At 40.6% G+C, this 18,042-nt stretch carries 19 protein-coding genes; 12 read left to right on the top strand and 7 right to left on the bottom strand.

What is annotated here, in order from left to right; genetic code table 11:
* The first annotated feature begins 66 nt into the window (after window positions 1-66).
* The 11 genes from OIT90_RS13615 (at window position 67) to OIT90_RS13665 (ending at window position 8,860) form a co-directional block, all read left to right on the top strand.
* The gene (locus tag OIT90_RS13615) at window positions 67-1,194 is read left to right on the top strand and encodes a DUF418 domain-containing protein (protein ID WP_474892626.1); all 1,128 of its coding nucleotides are present in this window, start codon (window positions 67-69) and stop codon (window positions 1,192-1,194) included.
* A gap of 169 nt (window positions 1,195-1,363) precedes the next feature.
* The gene (locus OIT90_RS13620; RefSeq protein ID WP_144490662.1) at window positions 1,364-1,735 is read left to right on the top strand and encodes a GntR family transcriptional regulator; all 372 of its coding nucleotides are present in this window, start codon (window positions 1,364-1,366) and stop codon (window positions 1,733-1,735) included.
* A 5-nt stretch (window positions 1,736-1,740) separates the two neighbouring features.
* The gene (locus OIT90_RS13625) at window positions 1,741-2,616 is read left to right on the top strand and encodes an ABC transporter ATP-binding protein (protein WP_039176080.1); all 876 of its coding nucleotides are present in this window, start codon (window positions 1,741-1,743) and stop codon (window positions 2,614-2,616) included.
* Window positions 2,600-3,205, top strand: a complete 606-nt coding sequence (locus OIT90_RS13630) for an ABC-2 transporter permease (RefSeq protein ID WP_058837211.1) — start codon at window positions 2,600-2,602, stop codon at window positions 3,203-3,205. Before OIT90_RS13625 ends, OIT90_RS13630 begins: the two co-directional genes overlap by 17 nt.
* Window positions 3,206-3,392: 187 nt before the next feature.
* Window positions 3,393-3,608 carry a helix-turn-helix transcriptional regulator gene (locus OIT90_RS13635; RefSeq protein ID WP_039176085.1) on the top strand — a complete coding sequence of 72 codons (216 nt, stop codon included), beginning with the start codon at window positions 3,393-3,395 and terminating at the stop codon, window positions 3,606-3,608.
* Complete coding sequence (locus tag OIT90_RS13640) at window positions 3,605-3,904, top strand: hypothetical protein (RefSeq protein WP_144491676.1); 300 nt, start codon at window positions 3,605-3,607, stop codon at window positions 3,902-3,904. Before OIT90_RS13635 ends, OIT90_RS13640 begins: the two co-directional genes overlap by 4 nt.
* Window positions 3,905-3,958: 54 nt before the next feature.
* On the top strand, window positions 3,959-4,903 hold the full coding sequence (locus tag OIT90_RS13645) for an alpha/beta fold hydrolase (protein ID WP_474892712.1): 945 nt from the start codon (window positions 3,959-3,961) through the stop codon (window positions 4,901-4,903).
* A 198-nt stretch (window positions 4,904-5,101) separates the two neighbouring features.
* Window positions 5,102-5,734, top strand: a complete 633-nt coding sequence (locus OIT90_RS13650) for a TetR/AcrR family transcriptional regulator (RefSeq protein ID WP_474892713.1) — start codon at window positions 5,102-5,104, stop codon at window positions 5,732-5,734.
* Between the two features lie 50 nt (window positions 5,735-5,784).
* Entirely contained in the window at window positions 5,785-6,468 is a 684-nt protein-coding gene (locus OIT90_RS13655; RefSeq protein WP_268473039.1) for a bacitracin ABC transporter permease, read from the top strand.
* Window positions 6,469-6,494: 26 nt separating this feature from the next.
* A complete protein-coding gene (locus OIT90_RS13660; RefSeq protein ID WP_144495638.1) occupies window positions 6,495-7,253 on the top strand; it encodes a DUF4097 family beta strand repeat-containing protein in 759 nt (252 codons plus the stop codon).
* Between the two features lie 218 nt (window positions 7,254-7,471).
* Window positions 7,472-8,860 carry an amino acid permease gene (locus OIT90_RS13665; protein WP_039176097.1) on the top strand — a complete coding sequence of 463 codons (1,389 nt, stop codon included), beginning with the start codon at window positions 7,472-7,474 and terminating at the stop codon, window positions 8,858-8,860.
* A 39-nt stretch (window positions 8,861-8,899) separates the two neighbouring features.
* Here OIT90_RS13665 and OIT90_RS13670 read toward each other — a convergent pair whose 3' ends face one another.
* From OIT90_RS13670 to fabF, 5 genes are all read right to left on the bottom strand, one after another.
* Window positions 8,900-9,781 carry a glycerophosphodiester phosphodiesterase gene (locus OIT90_RS13670; RefSeq protein WP_327842353.1) on the bottom strand — a complete coding sequence of 294 codons (882 nt, stop codon included), beginning with the start codon at window positions 9,779-9,781 and terminating at the stop codon, window positions 8,900-8,902.
* 92 nt (window positions 9,782-9,873) lie between these two features.
* Window positions 9,874-11,208, bottom strand: coding sequence for a glycerol-3-phosphate transporter (gene glpT / locus OIT90_RS13675; RefSeq protein WP_474892627.1), 1,335 nt, complete (start codon window positions 11,206-11,208; stop codon window positions 9,874-9,876).
* A gap of 224 nt (window positions 11,209-11,432) precedes the next feature.
* The gene (locus OIT90_RS13680; protein WP_024424429.1) at window positions 11,433-12,203 is read right to left on the bottom strand and encodes a SurA N-terminal domain-containing protein; all 771 of its coding nucleotides are present in this window, start codon (window positions 12,201-12,203) and stop codon (window positions 11,433-11,435) included.
* Between the two features lie 152 nt (window positions 12,204-12,355).
* Entirely contained in the window at window positions 12,356-14,419 is a 2,064-nt protein-coding gene (locus OIT90_RS13685; RefSeq protein ID WP_474892628.1) for a thioredoxin domain-containing protein, read from the bottom strand.
* 142 nt (window positions 14,420-14,561) lie between these two features.
* Window positions 14,562-15,794 carry a beta-ketoacyl-ACP synthase II gene (gene fabF, locus OIT90_RS13690; RefSeq protein WP_474892629.1) on the bottom strand — a complete coding sequence of 411 codons (1,233 nt, stop codon included), beginning with the start codon at window positions 15,792-15,794 and terminating at the stop codon, window positions 14,562-14,564.
* A 103-nt stretch (window positions 15,795-15,897) separates the two neighbouring features.
* Here fabF and OIT90_RS13695 point away from each other — a divergent pair, with 103 nt between their 5' ends.
* Window positions 15,898-16,734, top strand: a complete 837-nt coding sequence (locus OIT90_RS13695; protein WP_059374499.1) for a helix-turn-helix transcriptional regulator — start codon at window positions 15,898-15,900, stop codon at window positions 16,732-16,734.
* Between the two features lie 141 nt (window positions 16,735-16,875).
* Here OIT90_RS13695 and OIT90_RS13700 read toward each other — a convergent pair whose 3' ends face one another.
* Together OIT90_RS13700 and OIT90_RS13705 are read right to left on the bottom strand one after the other, a co-directional pair.
* On the bottom strand, window positions 16,876-17,484 hold the full coding sequence (locus OIT90_RS13700) for a transglutaminase-like domain-containing protein (RefSeq protein WP_474892630.1): 609 nt from the start codon (window positions 17,482-17,484) through the stop codon (window positions 16,876-16,878).
* Between the two features lie 40 nt (window positions 17,485-17,524).
* Window positions 17,525-18,031, bottom strand: coding sequence for a hypothetical protein (locus tag OIT90_RS13705; RefSeq protein ID WP_151283954.1), 507 nt, complete (start codon window positions 18,029-18,031; stop codon window positions 17,525-17,527).
* Window positions 18,032-18,042 lie beyond the last annotated feature (11 nt).

Genomic DNA, 18,042 nt, shown 5'->3' on the forward strand with positions numbered 1-18,042 from the left:
CAATTTTTTAAAAGTGTGGTAGGATAAATATGCTTTATCTTTATATTGTCCGAAGGAGCTGTCGAGTTGAAGGGATCTAGGGTTGAGTTTATTGATAGTTTACGTGGTTTTAGTTTATTAGGTATTTTGATCGTGAATATGCTTAATTTTCAATATGATTATGATTTTGAGAAAATGTTTGATTCGAGTTTTTGGGGGCAGGAATTCGGTGTATATGTGACGGAAATTTTGTTCCAGGGGTCTTTTTATCCGATCTTTTCCTTTTTGTTTGGGTATTCTTTTATCAAGCTGATTGAATCGACGAAGGCCAAGGGACTAAATACGAATGCCATTGTCGTTCGCCGTGGTTTTGGTCTGATTGTGCTTGGAATGCTGCATTACATCTTTATTTGGAATGGTGACATTCTTCTTTATTATGGAGCTTGTACGTTTTTCTTAATGATGTTTTTGAGAAGCCGGATTAAAACAATGCTTATTTGGTCTGGTGTGTTAGGGGCGTTATCTTTAGTCGTTGTGCCATATATGATGAACCTCGTTTATGGGAACGATGAACTTTTAACTGATGTGTATGCGAAGGGTGCTTATGGGGATATTTTGCTCAGCCGGATTACGGTTGAGGACGATATGATGATTGTGACTATTATTCTGGCGATCGTGACCATTATGTTCATGCCAATACTAGGGTTTCTTTTCGGTACTATGATGGTGGGACCGTTCACCTTGCTAGGTATGGTGATTGGTAAACGAGGGCATCTCACAGAAGAAGATCGAGGGATGGCCTATCGCAAAGGCTGGGTCTGGGTCATTGTCGTCGGCCTTGCACTAAAATGTGCGACGTTCATTGATGCGCCTTGGAGTGAATTGGTGCTGATTCTTGGTGGTTATGTGCTGGCGATCGGTTATATTCAGGCTTTTATTGTTTTCTACTATTCGAAGGCAGCCGAAGGCCTCAAACGTCTGCTTGCAGGGCTTGGCCGTTTGTCTCTATCAAACTATTTGGCGCAGTCGATTATTTGTACAACGATTTTCTATTCTTATGGACTTGGTCTATTTGGACAATTGGGGTCAATGTTTGGGCTGCTTCTTGCTGTCGGACTGTACACAGCACAGCTGTTCATCAGCTATCTCTATTTGAAAAAATGGAGAAGAGGTCCTGTGGAGTGGCTTATGGGAAAATGGGTATATTGGAAATAAAGCATTTTGTTAAAGAACCGTATGGCTTTTGGGCTGTGCGGTTTTTTATTTTAAAAAAATGAGGAGAACATTTTTTAAAATAGTTGAATATTCTTTTAATGTGTATATAATGTATATATAGTATATATACATTATTTTGTTCTAACTATGTGAAAAAAGAGGTTTTTATATGCAAATTACGATTTCAAACCATTCTAAGGAGCCCATCTATGAGCAAATTACGAATCAAATCAAATCGATGATTTTAATGGGTGAGCTTGCAGAAGGCGCAGCACTGCCGTCTATTCGCAAGCTGGCGAAGGATCTACAAATTAGCGTGATTACAACGAAGCGAGCGTATGAAGAGTTAGAGAAGGCAGGATTTATTTATTCAATTGTAGGCAAGGGATCTTTTGTTGCTGAACAAAACGTAGAAGTGATGAGAGAGAAGAAATTGAAGGTGATCGAGGAACAGCTTGGAGCGGTTGTCACAAACGGGAAAGAATTAGGCTTATCTTTTGATGAATTGCAGCAGTTATTAAAGTTCTTATATGAGGAGTGAGATGAGTGGAGCATGTGATTGAATTCAAAGGAGTTTCGAAACGATTCAAGGATTTTTCAGTTCAGAATCTCGATTTACAGGTTAAGAAAGGATTTGTTACAGGGTTTATTGGAGAGAATGGAGCGGGTAAGTCGACCACCATTAAAATGATCATGAATTTGTTAAAACCCGATTCAGGTGACATCAAGGTTTTTGGATTGGATTATCATACTCATGAAAAAGAGATTAAGGAACGGATCGGATTTGTTTACGATGCTAATGTTTTTTTCCCAGGATTGAATTTAAAGGACATCAAACGAATTGTAGCACCTGCCTATAAACGTTGGGATGACCGGCTTTTTGAGCAATATATTGAGCAGTTTGGTCTGCCGCTGAATAAAGCGATCAAAACATTCTCAAAAGGGATGCAGATGAAGGCGTCGCTTGCGATTGCGCTGTCGCATCATGCAGAGCTGATTATCATGGATGAGCCAACTGCTGGTTTAGATCCGGTTTTTAGAAGAGAGCTGCTCAGCACGTTACAAGAATTGATGATTGATGGAAATCGGACGATCTTTTTCTCGACGCATGTGACGACTGATTTAGACCGGATTGCTGATTATATTGCGTTTATACAAAATGGAAGATTGGTGTTTCAACAGTCGATTCATGAAGTGGCAGAAAGTTATGCGCTTGTGAAAGGAAGCCTGGAGTTATTGGATCGAGACACAGAAAAGGCCTTTGTCCATATCCAGCGTACAGCAGCCGGGTTTGAAGCATTAACGGATCGGATTGATGAAGTAAAACTTATTTTTGGGGATGCTGTTGTGATTGAACCGGCGTCGCTTGAGGATATCATGTTTTATTTGAAAGGCGGGGTTGCGCATGTTTCATTTAATTAAGCGTGATGTGATTTTGCAAAAGAAGCAGTTACTTATTTTTATTCCGTTTATCTTATTTTTTATTTTCATGGATGTCCATCCGGTATTGACGTTTCTAGTCGCTAGTGTCTTCATTCCATTTAACACATATGCGTATGATGAAAAGGCAGAAACGAATATTCTATTAAACTCCTTACCTTATACACGTAAAGAAATTATCGCATCACGTTATCTTGGCGCCATTTTCTATATGAGTATTGCGATCGTGCTGACAAGTGCTGCATTATTTGTGTTTGGGAAGCTGTTTTCGCTGTCAGATATTGCGATTGGCAGCGGGTTGTTTTTATTGTTCGCGGCGTGTACGTTTCCATTGTTTTATATCTTAAAGCCTGGTTATATCACAACGGCAGTGATCATTGGCTTTATTGTATTATCTGCTATGGGACCGCCTGTTGTTCTCTATTTAGCAGAGCAATTCAGTGGGATCACTGATTTTATTATGAATTTATCGATCCCTATTTTATATACGGGGTCAGCTGTGCTGATTATGCTTTTCTACCTGCTGTCTTGGGGGCTTTCTACTGCGATTTACCAGAGGAAAGTGTTTTAATTCAGATGATCATATCATTTATCGAGAATCATTCATTTTGAGGCAGAGCTTTCAAAATGGATGATTCTTCTTTTTTGAATCAAGGGAAATTGACATACATTAGAAAAGAGGTTATGATTACTTAACATAATGTTAATTATTTTTAACATTATGTTAAGTAAAGTATCCTTCAAGAAAGGAATTTGAAATGGAGATAAAAAATAGAATCAAGGTGTTACGAGCTGAAAAAGACTGGACACAAAAGGATTTGGCAGAGAAGTTAGGTGTGACTCGTCAAACAGTGGCAGCGATTGAAAATGGTAAATATTCTTTGTCTTTAAAACTAGCATTTCAAATTGCTAGAACATTTGAAGTTGATTTGTATGATGTTTTTCAAGAGGTCGACAAGGAGGAACAACAATGATGACGACGATCATTCTTTATTCTTTGATTTTCCTTTCTGTTATAAGCACGGCCTTTCAATTTAAGAAAAGTCGTGAATATAAACATGATGAACGAGGTCAATTTATTTTAGCGAAAGCAGGAAGTTTTTCTATTATAGGTATTGCCATAGCCTATATATTGGTTGCTGTTATCCAAGCTTCGGTCCATCAATTCTCATCTCCAAGAGAATGGTTTTATATAGCGATTACTTCTATGTATGTATCAAGTGTTTGCGCAAATACAATCGGTATCATCTATTGTGAAAGGAAATATTAACTCATCGCTGGATGTAAACTGGAGTTCTTCATCATGAAGGGAAGAGAAAAACCAATGAAAAAAATATTGAGAATCATGTTGATATCTATATGTACTCTTATCACGGTCATGGTTGTTTTTCTAGCTACTGTTTACTTTGTAAACCTCATTAGTAATGAAAGGGAGAAGGGGAAAATAGAAGATTATGGGCAAAAGGTTTTGGTGGACGGGAAGCAGATGAATGTGCTCATTCAAGGCGATGGGAAAGAAACGATTGTACTTCTCCCGGGCTATGGAACTGCTTCACCCGTGCTGGATTTTATGCCGCTAGTAAATGAATTATCACCATATTATAGAGTCGTAGTGATTGAACCATTTGGATATGGTTTAAGTGACGATACAGATAAAGTACGCACAAGTCAAAACATTGTAGATGAGATTCATGAATGTTTGCAGAAGCTCAACATTAAAAGGTATACGTTGATGGGGCATTCGATTTTTGGCATTTATGGACTAGAATATGTAAATCAATATGAAAAAGAAGTGAAAGCATTTGTTGGAATTGATAATAGTGTTCCGAAGCAGGAAACGGATGAATTGCCGGTTTCCAGCTTGCAGCTGCTTCATCAATCCGGTTTTTACAGATTGATAGTGAAAATGAATCCAGATCAACTCGTGATGCCTAACGTGGATGATCAAACGAAAGATCAGATTAAAATGCTGACCTTCCGAAATTTCTTGGATGAAAGCCAAGCTAGCGAGGCAGAAAACATCACGAATAATTTTAAAAACGCTCAACGCTTACATTTACCTAAGAATCTCCCCGTTGTTTTCTACTTAGCGGATGAAACGGAGGAAGAAACACCAAGCTGGAAACCAATGCATGAAGATCTTCTGAAAAATGTAGATCACGGAAAAGTTGTTACTTTCAAAGGCGGCCATTATTTGCATCATACGAAATCTAAGGAAATAGCAGCTGATTTTAGAGAATTTCTATCTATCAACGAGAGTCACCGATAGTGAGGGATTCTCTGGTGGGGCTTCGGCATTGCCGATGTTCAGTTTGAACTCGAGAAGACCGTGTGAGCGGTCTTTTTTTATTTTATATAAAGAACCGATATTGACAGTTTATCATGTAGTGGATTAAAATACATACCAACGGTCGGTATGTAAAAGGAGGCGTTTTAATTGGCCAGAAATAAATATCCAGAAAAGACGATCCAGCAAATTTTAGATGTGTCGACGAAGCTGTTTCAGGAAAAAGGATTCGAAAAGACAAGTTTGCAGGATATCATCCATGAATTGAATATGTCTAAAGGGGCTATTTATCATCATTTCAAATCGAAGGAAGAAATATTACGTGCTGTGATGGAGAGGCAATTTCGCCATGCGACTGAGAAGCTTGAAGATTTGATTGAGCATACAGAGGCAGCGCATGCGAAAGAGAAGCTGCAGCGTATTTTAGAGCAGCTTGTGGCAGATCCGCAATCTCATTCGATTGATGGGATCTTGGTTGATCAGATCAAAAACCCGCAATTTGTGGTTGAGGGAATGAAGGCAGGCGTAAATGAGGATGCGCTTAAAATCAAACAGCTGATTCTTGAAGGGATTGAGGATGGTTCGATAACGACTGCTTTTCCTGGTGAAGTGGCAGAAGTGTTTATGCTTCTCGTGAATATATGGCTGAACCCAACACTATTTGCCCGTGATCAACAGGAAACTAATCAGCGTTTGCTGTTTTTACAACAGATGATGAGAGGGCTTGGAGTGGATGTGGTGAGTGATCTATTCATTCAAAAGGTCACAGCGCATTATGCTGGGATTGGTGGATATGATCAGCCTGAAATCTAACTGGTCAAATAAGAGACAAAAGGAGAATTCATTTCATAGGAGGATGCCTTATGCTTCACTTCATAAAACTAGAGCTAAGAAAAAATCATATGAAAAATTACATTCAAGCTAGTATGATCGCAAGCATTGTACTGCTGGTGTTTATCTATTTTGCAGCGTTTGCTGCACGGGTTGAACAGGAAATAGGTTTTCAGCAATATCCGAATATCTATTTGTTGACCAGTATAGTATGGATGATCTTTTTTTCGATCGTCACATCATGGATGTATTGTCGAGTAGTGGTGAATACATTGAAAGACTATGAAACTCATTCACCAAGTTTGAAAGCATCACTCCTTCCGAGAATGGTCTGGATGCTGTGTTTTTCTACGATTGCTATGCTGTGTAGCATCATTCCTTCATTTATTGTGTTTAGTGTTACTGAAACGTTCTTCCCTATCGTTCAGGATGCGCTGACTGCTGATGTGATGTTCAATGTGATCAAAACGTACCTAGTATTTACTTGCTGTATCAATGGCATTGGCATGATTGCGATGAGAGTGGGATTAATGAAGAAATCTACCTTCATGACGATCATGACTGCGATTGTTCTATGTGCTGTTTTAGGAAACGTATGTATCGCAGTTGATGGAAATGATCAAATGAATGTCATTTTGTCAGGAGTCATGGTCGCAGCTGTTCTGATTGTAATGTTGGAATTGTGGGCCAGTATCACCCGGCTTCAAGCGAGATAAGCCACGATGAAAAAGGAGGGAGACATGTGGAGCATACGGTTCAAATTGAAGAATTGGTCGTAGAATTATCGCTTGATTGGCTGCTCGGAGAGGTGCGTATCCATCACCATGATCATCCTTATCTCATCATTCGTCAAACGACCAATCAAGTCTTTCCAAAGCGCTATTTGCTGCATCATCAGGTAAAAGGTGGGCGGCTGGTCATTCAAGATAGACGAAAAAGAATATTCAGCTTAGGACTGCACCTTTATCAAACAGATCTCACTATTTATCTTCCGAAAAATCAAATACAGTCTATGTCCATTCGTTGTAAAGGAGCAAATCTTCAGGCGGAAGAACTGAATGTGGAAAATGCCTATGTTCATTTAACTTCTGGAAAGACGTTGCTAGCAGGTGAAATCAAGCGTCTCCATTTAGAGACAGTTGGTGGACTTATTTCTAGCCGGCAGCTGGCCGCGCAGACATTGTCATTGCACGCCACATCGTCAAAAGGTGAGTTGACGGGTGCTTTCTCAGATGTTGATCTGCATGTAACAGGTAGAAGGATACAAATTCATTCTACAAGCATGCTACATTCACTTAAGTCTATTTCAACTGGAGCATATGTCAAAGTGGCGATTCCAGAAAATGATGGGTTTACTTGTTATGTAAAGAAAAGATCTGGCACTTTTCAGAATGACTTTCTTTGTTATCGAGAGCAGAAAAACTTGGTGCATAAGAATGGACAAAGATCCTTTGAGGTTGATATAAGAGGTGGTCATTTTCTATTAAGTCATCAGCATTGAAGGAACTTTCTTCCCTTGATTCAATATATCAATATAAAACAATTTGAAACTCTTTTTATGTCAGAATATTTTGTTAATAGTGTTTTCCTCAAAAAAACAATTGTTTTTTAAGGGTAGATTTATTATGATAATATACATCGAAAGATTGATGTTTCTCAATCAGAATGAAAATTCTGATTTTTATTTTTTATGTTGTTTGTTGATGAGGGGGAAGAAAAGTGGCTCAAAAGGAATTAAAGAGAGGGTTAAGTGCCCGCCATATTCAAATGATCGCTCTTGGCGGCACAATCGGTGTTGGCTTATTTATGGGGTCAGCGAAGGCCATTCAATGGACAGGTCCATCGGTTCTTCTAGCGTACGCAGTGTGTGGTATTTTTATCTTTTTTATTATGCGAGCGATGGGAGAAATGTTATATCTTGAGCCGAGTACAGGGTCGTTTGCTACATTCGGGCATCAATATATTCATCCGCTTGCAGGGTATATGACGGCTTGGAGTAACTGGTTCCAGTGGGTCATTGTTGGAATGTCTGAAATTATTGCTGTTGGGGCTTATATGAAATATTGGTTCCCAGAGCTGCCTGCGTGGATTCCAGGGTTAATTGCGATGATCATTTTAGGAGCGGCCAACTTGATTTCGGTTAAGTCGTTCGGTGAATTTGAATTTTGGTTTGCGATGATCAAAATTGTGACGATTATCTTGATGATTGTTGCAGGTCTAGGCATTATTTTCTTCGGATTTGGAAATGGCGGGACGCCTATTGGCTTGTCTAATCTGTGGGCGCACGGCGGGTTCTTTACAGGTGGATTTACCGGGTTCTTGTTTGCATTGTCGCTCGTCATTGCTGCCTACCAGGGTGTTGAGCTGATTGGGATTACAGCAGGTGAAGCACAAAATCCAGAAAAGACGCTGACCAATGCCATCAAAAGTATCATCTGGCGTATTTTGATTTTCTATATCGGTGCGATCTTTGTCATTGTGACTGTGTATCCGTGGGATCAGCTGAATACGCTTGGCAGTCCATTTGTGGCGACGTTTGCGAAGATCGGAATTACAGCAGCGGCAGGTATTATTAACTTTGTTGTGATTACAGCAGCGATGTCAGGCTGTAATAGTGGTATTTTCAGTGCGGGCCGTATGCTTTATACATTAGGTGTAAATGGTCAGGCGCCTGCTTTCTTTACAAAAATTTCGAAAAATGGTGTACCGTATTTTGGGACATTCGCTGTGCTGATTGGTCTAGCGATAGGAGTTGTTCTGAATTATGTTTCTCCGCCAAACATTTTCGTCTATGTGTATAGTGCGAGTGTTCTTCCTGGGATGGTGCCTTGGTTTGTCATTTTGATTAGTCATATTGGCTTCAGAAAGGCGAAGGGAGCAGCGCTTGATCAGCATCCGTTCAAGATGCCGCTAGCACCGTTTTCTAACTATCTTACAATCGGATTCTTAGTAATGGTACTTGTGTTTATGCTCATTAATCAGGATACGCGTATTTCTCTTATTGTAGCAATTGGGTTCTTGATTTTAGTGGCGCTTAGCTTTTTTGTATTTGGAATTGGGAAACGGAAACCGATTGAAACAGCTTCTTCTGATCAAACGGTGAAATAATCAAAAGCCTTGCGGAGTGGACCGCGAGGCTTTTGTCGTTTACAGAGAAGCTTTGACACGCTGAAAGACATCTGGATAGTTGGTGAAAAGACCGGTGACGCCGTATTGCAGAAGACGTGTCATGTCTGCTTCGCTGTTGACCGTATATGGATGAAGGAGCAGTCCGTGGCTTCTGACCTGCTGGACGTTTTCAGGTGTTAAAGCTCTAAAATTCGGTCCGACTCCCACGGCGTACGTTTTAATAAAGTCGAGCTGATCGTCTGTGATGGATGTCATTTGGGCTCTGTCTAATAGCTGTACTTTTGGAAGGCGTGGAGCTAATTTCTGCAGCTTTAGCAGGCTGTCTTGACTAAAGGATTGTATGATAACCTGCCCTTTTCTTGTGTGTTTCCCAAGAAGATGATGTTTCTTTAAGGCGGCCAATAGTTTTTCTTCCATTTGCGGATAAAGGTCTGGTTTTTTTGTTTCAATATAATAATTCTCTCGTTTTCCGAAATAGCGCAACACCTCATCTAATGTAAGGATTCTCTGTCCGATATAGTGGGCATTTTGTCTGTCGGGATTGGCTTCGTTAAACCATGTGCCCGCATCAAGCCGTTTGATTTCGGCAAGTGTGAGGTCTTTGACCCACCCTGTTCCGTTTGTGGTCCGGTCAACGGTTTCGTCGTGCATCACGATGAGATGTCCATCCTTTGTCATTTGAAGATCGAGTTCGAGGTAATCAGCATTCATCTTTGTGGCCAGCTTGTAGGAAGCCAGGGTATGCTCTGGTGCATACCCTGATGCTCCGCGGTGTGCAACGGTTAGGATACGATCTGGAGATAAAAGATGTTCATGAGCCGATATGGTGGCCGGCACCCACGCAAAAGACAGTAAAGCAAAAGAGAGCAACACGAAAGCAAGTAATCTACTTTTCTTCATATTTTAACCTCCTTTTACGGTAACTGCCTTCATCATAAGAAATAGATGTAAAGAGCATGTTGGGCGGATATGAATCTTTTATGTGATTTTCATTAAGCTTGCTCTACGCGTTTTCCTGTATTCCATGTCATCGCAAGGAAAACAATCGCAATCACACAAGAACCAACCAGTAAAATGAAGCCTCCTGTCCAGTCATAGTGATCAACGACGACACCCATCATGGCATTGGCAAATGCAGAGCCGCCAATGTAGCCGAAGAAGCCTGTCAGTCCGGCAGCAGTGCCAGCTGCTTTTTTCGGAGCGAGATCAATGGCTTGAAGTCCAATGAGCATAACAGGTCCGTAAATTAAAAAGCCGATGCTGATGAGTGCAATGTTATCGACCATTGGATTGCCAGCAGGATTTAGCCAGTAAACGAGAACGGCAATTAACACCCCGACCATAAAGATGACGCCAGCTGGTGCGCGGCGGCTTCTAAAGAAGCGGTCACTAATCCATCCGCACAATAATGTACCGGGGATGCCTGCATATTCATAAAGAAAATAAGACCAGCGTGAATGCTCTGGTGAAAAGCCCTTCGCTTCTGTTAAGTAGGTCGGCGCCCAGTCAACAACACCGTAACGGACGAAGTACACAAACACGTTGGCAATGGCGATATACCATAGGAATTTATTGTTGAGTACATATTTAAATAAAATCTCTTTCACTGTTAATTCTTTTTCTTGATCCTCATATTTTTGTGCCGGATAGTCATTTCGATATTCCTCGATTGGCGGAAGACCAGTGGATTGCGGGGTATCCCGTACGAGAAGAATGATCACGAAGGAGACGATAATGGCAATGATGGCAGGGAAGAAAAAGATACTTTTCCACGTCGCAAACAGCACAATTCCTAATGTGATAAGCGGTGCAAGAATCCCCCCGCCGATATTGTGAGCGACATTCCAAATGGACATTTTCGTACCACGTTCACTAACCGAAAACCAGTGTGCCATCGTACGTCCGCATGGCGGCCACCCCATGCCTTGAAACCAGCCATTTAAGAACATGAACAAAAACATGATCCATACACTGGATGTGACCCACGGAAATGAGACAAATAGGATATTGATAAGAGCTGATAAAAAGAGTCCGGCAGCTAAAAAGTATCTGGGGTTACAGCGGTCTGAGATCATCCCCATGATGAATTTACTAAAGCCATAAGCAATGGATACGGCTGCGAGTACAAAGCCTAATTCACTTTTCGTGAACCCCTCTTCCTGTAGATATGGAATGGCAAAAGCGAAATTTTTGCGCAGCAAATAGTAGCCCGCATACCCGATAAAGATGCCTAGAAAGACTTGCAGCCGCAGCCGCTTATAGGTCTCGTCTGTTTTGGCATCATCAAGCCTGTCGATATGCGGAGCAGGTTTAAACCATTTGAACATAAAGATCCTCCTTTTGTAGATGTCCGATTGACTGAAGCAAAAGTACGAGAATGGCTTTTGATCCTGTACCTTTTCAGAGACAAAAGAATTGTTAGCGCTTTCTTTTGTACTCCCATCATATCGGATGAAAGAGACGTTTATGATGAGGCTTTTGTCATAAATTTGGAAAAATGGTTCGTGAAGTAACAAAAAAATCCGCACAATGGCGGATTTTTTCTTAGATGTTACAGAGACACATTAATTTTCGCAGATTTCTTTAGCTTTTCAATTTCTTTTTGTACTTCTTTCTGCTTTTCTTGAGATTCTAGCTGTTTTTTAATTTGTGATTTAACCTCTTTGTATTCTGGTGCTTTTTGCTTTTGTTTTTTCATTTGGTCTGCGTATTGGTCATAGTACGCTTTGACGTCTTTCTCAGAGACGGAGGCTGATTTGATTTCTTTGTCGACATATTGGCTGTACTTGATGCTGTCGGCAATGTCGCTTTTCAGCTGATCCAATGTAAGTCCGCTCTTTTTCAGTGCTTCTTCGAATTGAGCGTTGTCTTTAAACTGTTTCTTTTCTTCCTTTAGCTGCTTATCTACTTCTTTGTCAGAGGCTTTGAAGCCCTTCTTCTCAGCATCTTGCAGGATGAGCTCTTGGCCTACAAGCGCATCAATGGTTTGTTTCTTGACTGCTTTCTCGCCTTCTTTAGAAGTTGGGTCTTGCCCGGACTGCTGAAGCTGGCCTTGGATAGTAGATAAGGCGCTATTGTATTCACTGCCTGTGATTTTGTCTTTGTTGACGGTCGCAACGACCTTTTGATCATCGATTTTTTGTGCGTCTAATTTCTTTTGCATCTCTTCCATTTGCTTTTGCTGCTCTTTTTGATCAGCCTGTGTTGTTTCCTTGTTTTTGGCTGAATCGTTTTGCTTATCTTGTTTGGCATCGTTTGACGAGCAGGCTGCAAGCCCAACAGATAACAGACAAGCGATGAGTGTATATGATACCTTTTTCATCATTTTCTCTCCCTTCGGTATGAGAACATCTAGTGCGCATTCTAACCGTTTTAGAGGAAAAATAAAACCGTACAGACGATTTGTTAGCGGATTGACATGTTTTTTATCTGTTTGTCCTCATTTTGTCTTCTCATAGTCATCATATGACAAACTTAATCATGGAATAACTGTTCCATCACTTCATCGATTTGGGTGATCGGCTGGCGGCAGCTGTAGTTTTCGCAAATATACACGGTGGTGCTGCCGTCGATTGTTTTGTAATCTTTTGCAAATGGTGCGAGCTTGGCTAAGTCATTTCCTGTTTCGGCGGTCAAAATGATATCAAATGGCATAAATCGTTTCCGAATCGCCTGTAAAAGCCGTTCTTTTTCCGGATCTCCGTTTTTCCCAAGAATGATGATTTCTCTTTTTGCCGCATATTGACTCAAGAGCCCTTGCAGAAACGCTGTGTGTCCACTTGGGTAGGAAGAGACATCGACATAAAAGGCTTTGAACATCTGTTCTAATGTTTTCAGCCAGTCTTGACGTCCAGTCATTCTGCTTAGCTTCAGAAGCTGGTGGAGTGCGGTGCTGTTACCAGAAGGCATGGCACCGTCGTACACTTCTTTTTCTCGAACGAGGAGCGCTTCCGCATCTGAACCTGAGAAGAAAAAGCCCCCTTTTCCCTTGTCCCAAAACAGCTCAAACATGTTCTCGGCAATGGCTTTGGCTTTTTCCAGCCAATCTAATTCAAAAGTCGCTTCGTATAAAGACATATACGCTTTTAGCATATGCGCATAATCCTCGATAAAGCCGAGATGCTTCACGTCACCTTCTCTGTAGCGGACCATAAGCCGCTCATGTTGAACAAGATGTGTTTCTAGAAAAGACATCGCCTGCTGCGCCATAAGAATCGCTTCCTCTGAATCAAAGACCCTTCCTGCTTTGGCGAGAGCTACGATCATCAGCGCATTCCAAGATGTAAGCACCTTGTCATCGACAAGCGGCGCGGGTCGCTGCTGTCTGACTGATTGTAAAATGTGTCGGGCTTCTTGCAGCTTAGAGTGAAGTGTATGGTCATCAATTGAAAAAGAGGTTTTGATGTCCTCAAAAGAGGTGGAAATGGTATGAGGGATGTTTTCCCCTTCAAAATTCCCCTCTTCTGTGATGTGATAGACTTCGCAAAATAAAGCGCCAAGCTCCTCTCCTAAATGAGTGATAATTTCATCCTTTGACCAGACGTAATATTGTCCTTCTTTCCCTTCAGAATCTGCGTCTATCGCTGAATGAAAGGAGCCGCCTGGATTCATCATATCTTGTTTAATAAATTGAATCAGACGTCGGACAAGCTTTTCATACTCAGGTTTTGAGGTGAGCTGATACGCTTCTGTGTAGGCTTCCATCAGCAGCGCGTTATCATACAGCATTTTTTCAAAATGCGGCACCAGCCATTTTTCATCCGTCGAATAACGAGAAAAACCGGAACCAATATGGTCATATATACCGCCATTTGCCATCCCATCTAACGTTTTCGTGACTGCATACAGCGCATTCTCCTGTCCAGTCCATTCGTAATAGCGCATCAGAAATGAGAGCATATGAGGTGCAGGAAATTTCGGGGCGGAGCCGAATCCGCCATACAGTGTATCAAAGCTGTTCATGAGCTGATAATAGGCTTTGTGAATTGCCTCTTGAGACAGCGTATTTTCTGTCTGCCCTGCTGCTTTAATCCGCAGATTATTTGTCGCTTTCTCTGCCAATGATTCAATATGATCTCGGTCGTTATGGTACGCATCCAGCAATTGTGTCAGTGCCTCGATGAAGCCAGGACGCCCGTATGCACTTCTCTTTGGAAAGTACGTTCCCGCATAAAAAGGCTTTTGATCCGGCGTGACAAACACGTTGAGCGGCCAGCCTCCTTGCCCCGTCATCATCTGACAAACCGACATATACATCGAGTCGATATCTGGACGCTCCTCACGATCGACTTTTATGGAAATGAAATGCTCATTTAAGATGTCAGCGACTTGTTGATCTTCAAAGCTTTCGTGTGCCATGACGTGGCACCAGTGACAAGTAGCGTAACCAATACTGACAAGCACTGGTTTATTTTCACGTTTGGCTTTATCGAACGCTTCTTGCCCCCACGGGTACCAGTGTACTGGGTTGTGAGCGTGCTGAAGGAGATACGGTGATTTTTCATGGATGAGCGGGTTGGGTGTTTGGTTGTTTGGCATGGGATCACCTTCCTTTCTAAATGTTTTTTAGTATTCTCTTTTCTCTATTTAATATATCAGATTGCTGTTGCCCGTCATCATTTGTCTGTGAGGTATTCCCAAAATGAAAAAAATCAAGGGCTATAAACCCTTGATAGCTACATCAATCGTAATGCTTTAACAAGATGGCTGAATTATGTCCTCCAAAACCAAAAGAATTGGATAGCCCATATTTCAATGAAAGCTCTCTCGCTTCTAATACAACATCTAAGTTGCAGTCTGGATCTTGATTCTCTACATTAATAGTTGGCGGAATCATTCCTCGTCTCAAACTTTCCACTAAAGCAATGGCTTCTACTCCGCCGGCAGCACCAAACATGTGCCCAGTCATTGACTTGTTTGCCGTTGTTGGAATTTCACCTGAACGATCACCAAATAATTTTTTAATCGCTAGAACTTCTGAACGATCACCTACTTGTGTACTTGTTGCATGAGCACTAATAACATCAATTTCATCTGTTGATATGTTTGCACTTCTCAATGCTTTTTTCATGGCTAAGTAGGCACCCTTACCTTCTGGGTGTGATGCTACCATATGATGAGCATCTGAACTAGCTCCGTATCCCACTACTTCACATAATATCGGTGCATCTCTAAGAATCGCGTTTTCTAATGATTCTAATACTAAGATACCTGCGCCTTCACTCATCACAAAACCATCTCTATCTGTATCGAATGGACGGCTGGCTAGGCTTGGCTCTTGGTTTCTAGTAGATAGTGCATGTGCGTTTCCAAAACTGGCCAAAGATATTTGTGAGATGGCAGCTTCTGCTCCACCGGCAAATATAATATCTGCATCATCATTTCGGATCGCATTGAAAGCTTCACCAATAGAGGTGTTCCCAATAGAACAAGCTGTGACTGGTGACAATGATGGCCCTTGTGCCCCTAATCTTATGCTGATTTGGGCCGCAGCCGCATTTGAAATCATCATGGGGACAAGGCTGGGGCTTACTCTTGAGGGGCCTCGTTTATCTAATACATTCACTTGATCAACAAGCGATTGGATTCCCCCGATTCCTGAACCAACATATACGCCTAAACGTTCAAGATCAACTTGATCTAACTGTAATTGTGAATTTTCTAATGCTTGTTCGGCTGCTGCTAAGGCAAACTGACTAAAACGATCTAATCGTTTTGCTTCTTTTCTTCCCAATATTTTATCTGCATCGAAATCACGAACGATTCCAGCTATTTTTGTTTTATAATCAGTTGTATCAAAAGAATCAATGAGAGATATTCCCGATTGTCCTTTTATTAGTTGATTCCAAAAGCTATTCACATCATTTCCCAGTGGAGAAATAACTCCCATTCCAGTAATGACAACTCTTTTCATGATCATTCCCTCCTTGTTTTTATTAACTTTAGCCATTGTGTTATCCTATTACAAGTTGTTGTTTATCCTAGTATAATTAATAATATTTTAAAGGGAGATCTTCATGAAACCTGAAACTAGACTTCAAGCTTTATCAGAATTTCTAAAGAATCAACGTTCGAAAATCACTCCTCAAATGGTTGGTTTACCTGTAGGAACCCGCAGAAGAACACCAGGACTAAGAAGAGAAGAAGTGGCTCAACTAGCCGGTGTGAGTCTTACTTGGTATACATGGTTAGAGCAAGGCAGAGATATAAAAGTATCTACTTCGGTATTAGATGCGATTTCTCGAGCATTACAATTAAATAACGATGAAAGGAGATATTTGTACGCTTTAGCGTTAGAGGAAGGAGTGAAACAATCCTTTATCATTGAGAATGAGAAGGAAATCAGTCCGGCTTTAGTGAAAATGTTGCAGGAGCTTCGTTATTGCCCAACGATTATATCTGATAGAAGAAGTCAAATTGTTGGGTGGAATCAAGCAGCAGCTAATGTATTTTTGGACTTTGAACAAATCATCCCGTCAGAAAGGAATATCATACGCTTACTATTCGCAAGAAAAGAATTTAAAAGTCTAGCCGTGAATTGGGAGCATTTTGTTAGAGGATATATCGCCATATTTAGAACGTATTATGGACAGTATGTGGCTGATGACTGGTATGAGCAATTTATCGAAGAAATGGAGCAGGCATATCCTGAGTTTCGTAAAATTTGGAATGAAAATGAGATCAGCTATGCGCCTGAAGTATTAATTGAATTTCGTCATGCTAAGGCAGGTAAAATGTTGTTTAATCTCACTTCATTACAAGTGTATGGGGATACTGATTTAAGATGCAGTGTCTATACTCCAGTTGAGGATACTGATACGGAGCTTAAGTTGAAACGTTTGATTGAAGGCTAGTTATCGTTTGGATGAAGTTATTATGGCTATTAAATATAAAATAGATCCTATGCCGTCAGTGATAAGTGGGCATAACCGATGCTGATAAGCACCGGTTTATTTTCACGTTTGGCTTTGTCGAAGTCTATTTGCCCCCAAAGCCTATAATGTTTCTGGTAAATGATGTTTATACATCTCAATCGCATCTGTATGTTCTTTTAAAACGCTCATTGTTTTTGGATGTGGTTTAACATATATCAAAGGATAGTCGACTTCATCTAATTCTTGTTGAGTATGAAAAGCTAATCTTTCATGATCAAGTGAGAATTGAGCATCAATTCCTGTTTTGTTGCCGCGAGAGTCTAATCGAATCCATTTATTAAGTGATTGCAGAAATACTGCATTTAATGCGTGAATACAATATCCTTTATCTGGCGTATCGAACAACATTAAACGCTGATAGCAAAAACCTGTGGGTATTCCTTGTGAGCGCAACAGGGCAGCCAATAGGTTCGATTTTGCGTAGCAAATTCCCTCTTTATAAGTTAATACCTCTGATGCATGACAAGTCACTCGTTTGGATTGGATATCCCATGTATGGGGAATTTCATCTCGAACAAACTCATAGGCTGCTTTTGCTTTTTCTATTTCTGTCTGCAAAGGGTTGAAAAGTTCATTTGATTTTGCTCGAATAAGAGGATGAGAATAATCAACTTCAGCTAGTTCACATAAATAATCATCAAAATTTTTAGATTCACATGTCAAGTTCATGATAGTGTCTCCTTTTCTCTATACTTTTACCACAGGAGGTCTATTTCTTCACCAACACATATTGTAAGTTTTCTAACTCAAACATATCAATCAGTTCATTGATGTCTTTAAAATAGATATGTTTTCCAAACCGTTTTTTGCTTAAGTCAATTTCTACATCCAATCGATCATCCTTTTCTTTCGTTTCGAGTTCATTTAGACAAGAATAGATTTCGATGGTTTCTCCTTTTGAAAGCTCTTTTTCAATGAATTTAAAAAGTGCACGAAGAGAATGAATGATGTCCAATTCATAAACAAAAGGATGTGTGAATTTGTTTCTTACCGTTTCATAGAAAGGATCTAAATAATCAATGTGAATGCCTTCGAAATCCTCTTCTGTTTCGAATACTTCTATCAAAGGATCTTCTTTTTGATAGGTTTTGTGCTTTTTTTGTTTTTGGTCAAACAATTTGATATTGAGTTCAGAGAGTGGTTTATAGGTAGGATTTTGACCAATGGTCCCAAGCGGCAGTTCTTTGTTTGATCCAATATAATGCTGTAAAGTCATAGGTTGCCCTC

It is taken from the genome of Bacillus sp. ABR, from assembly GCF_056172715.1.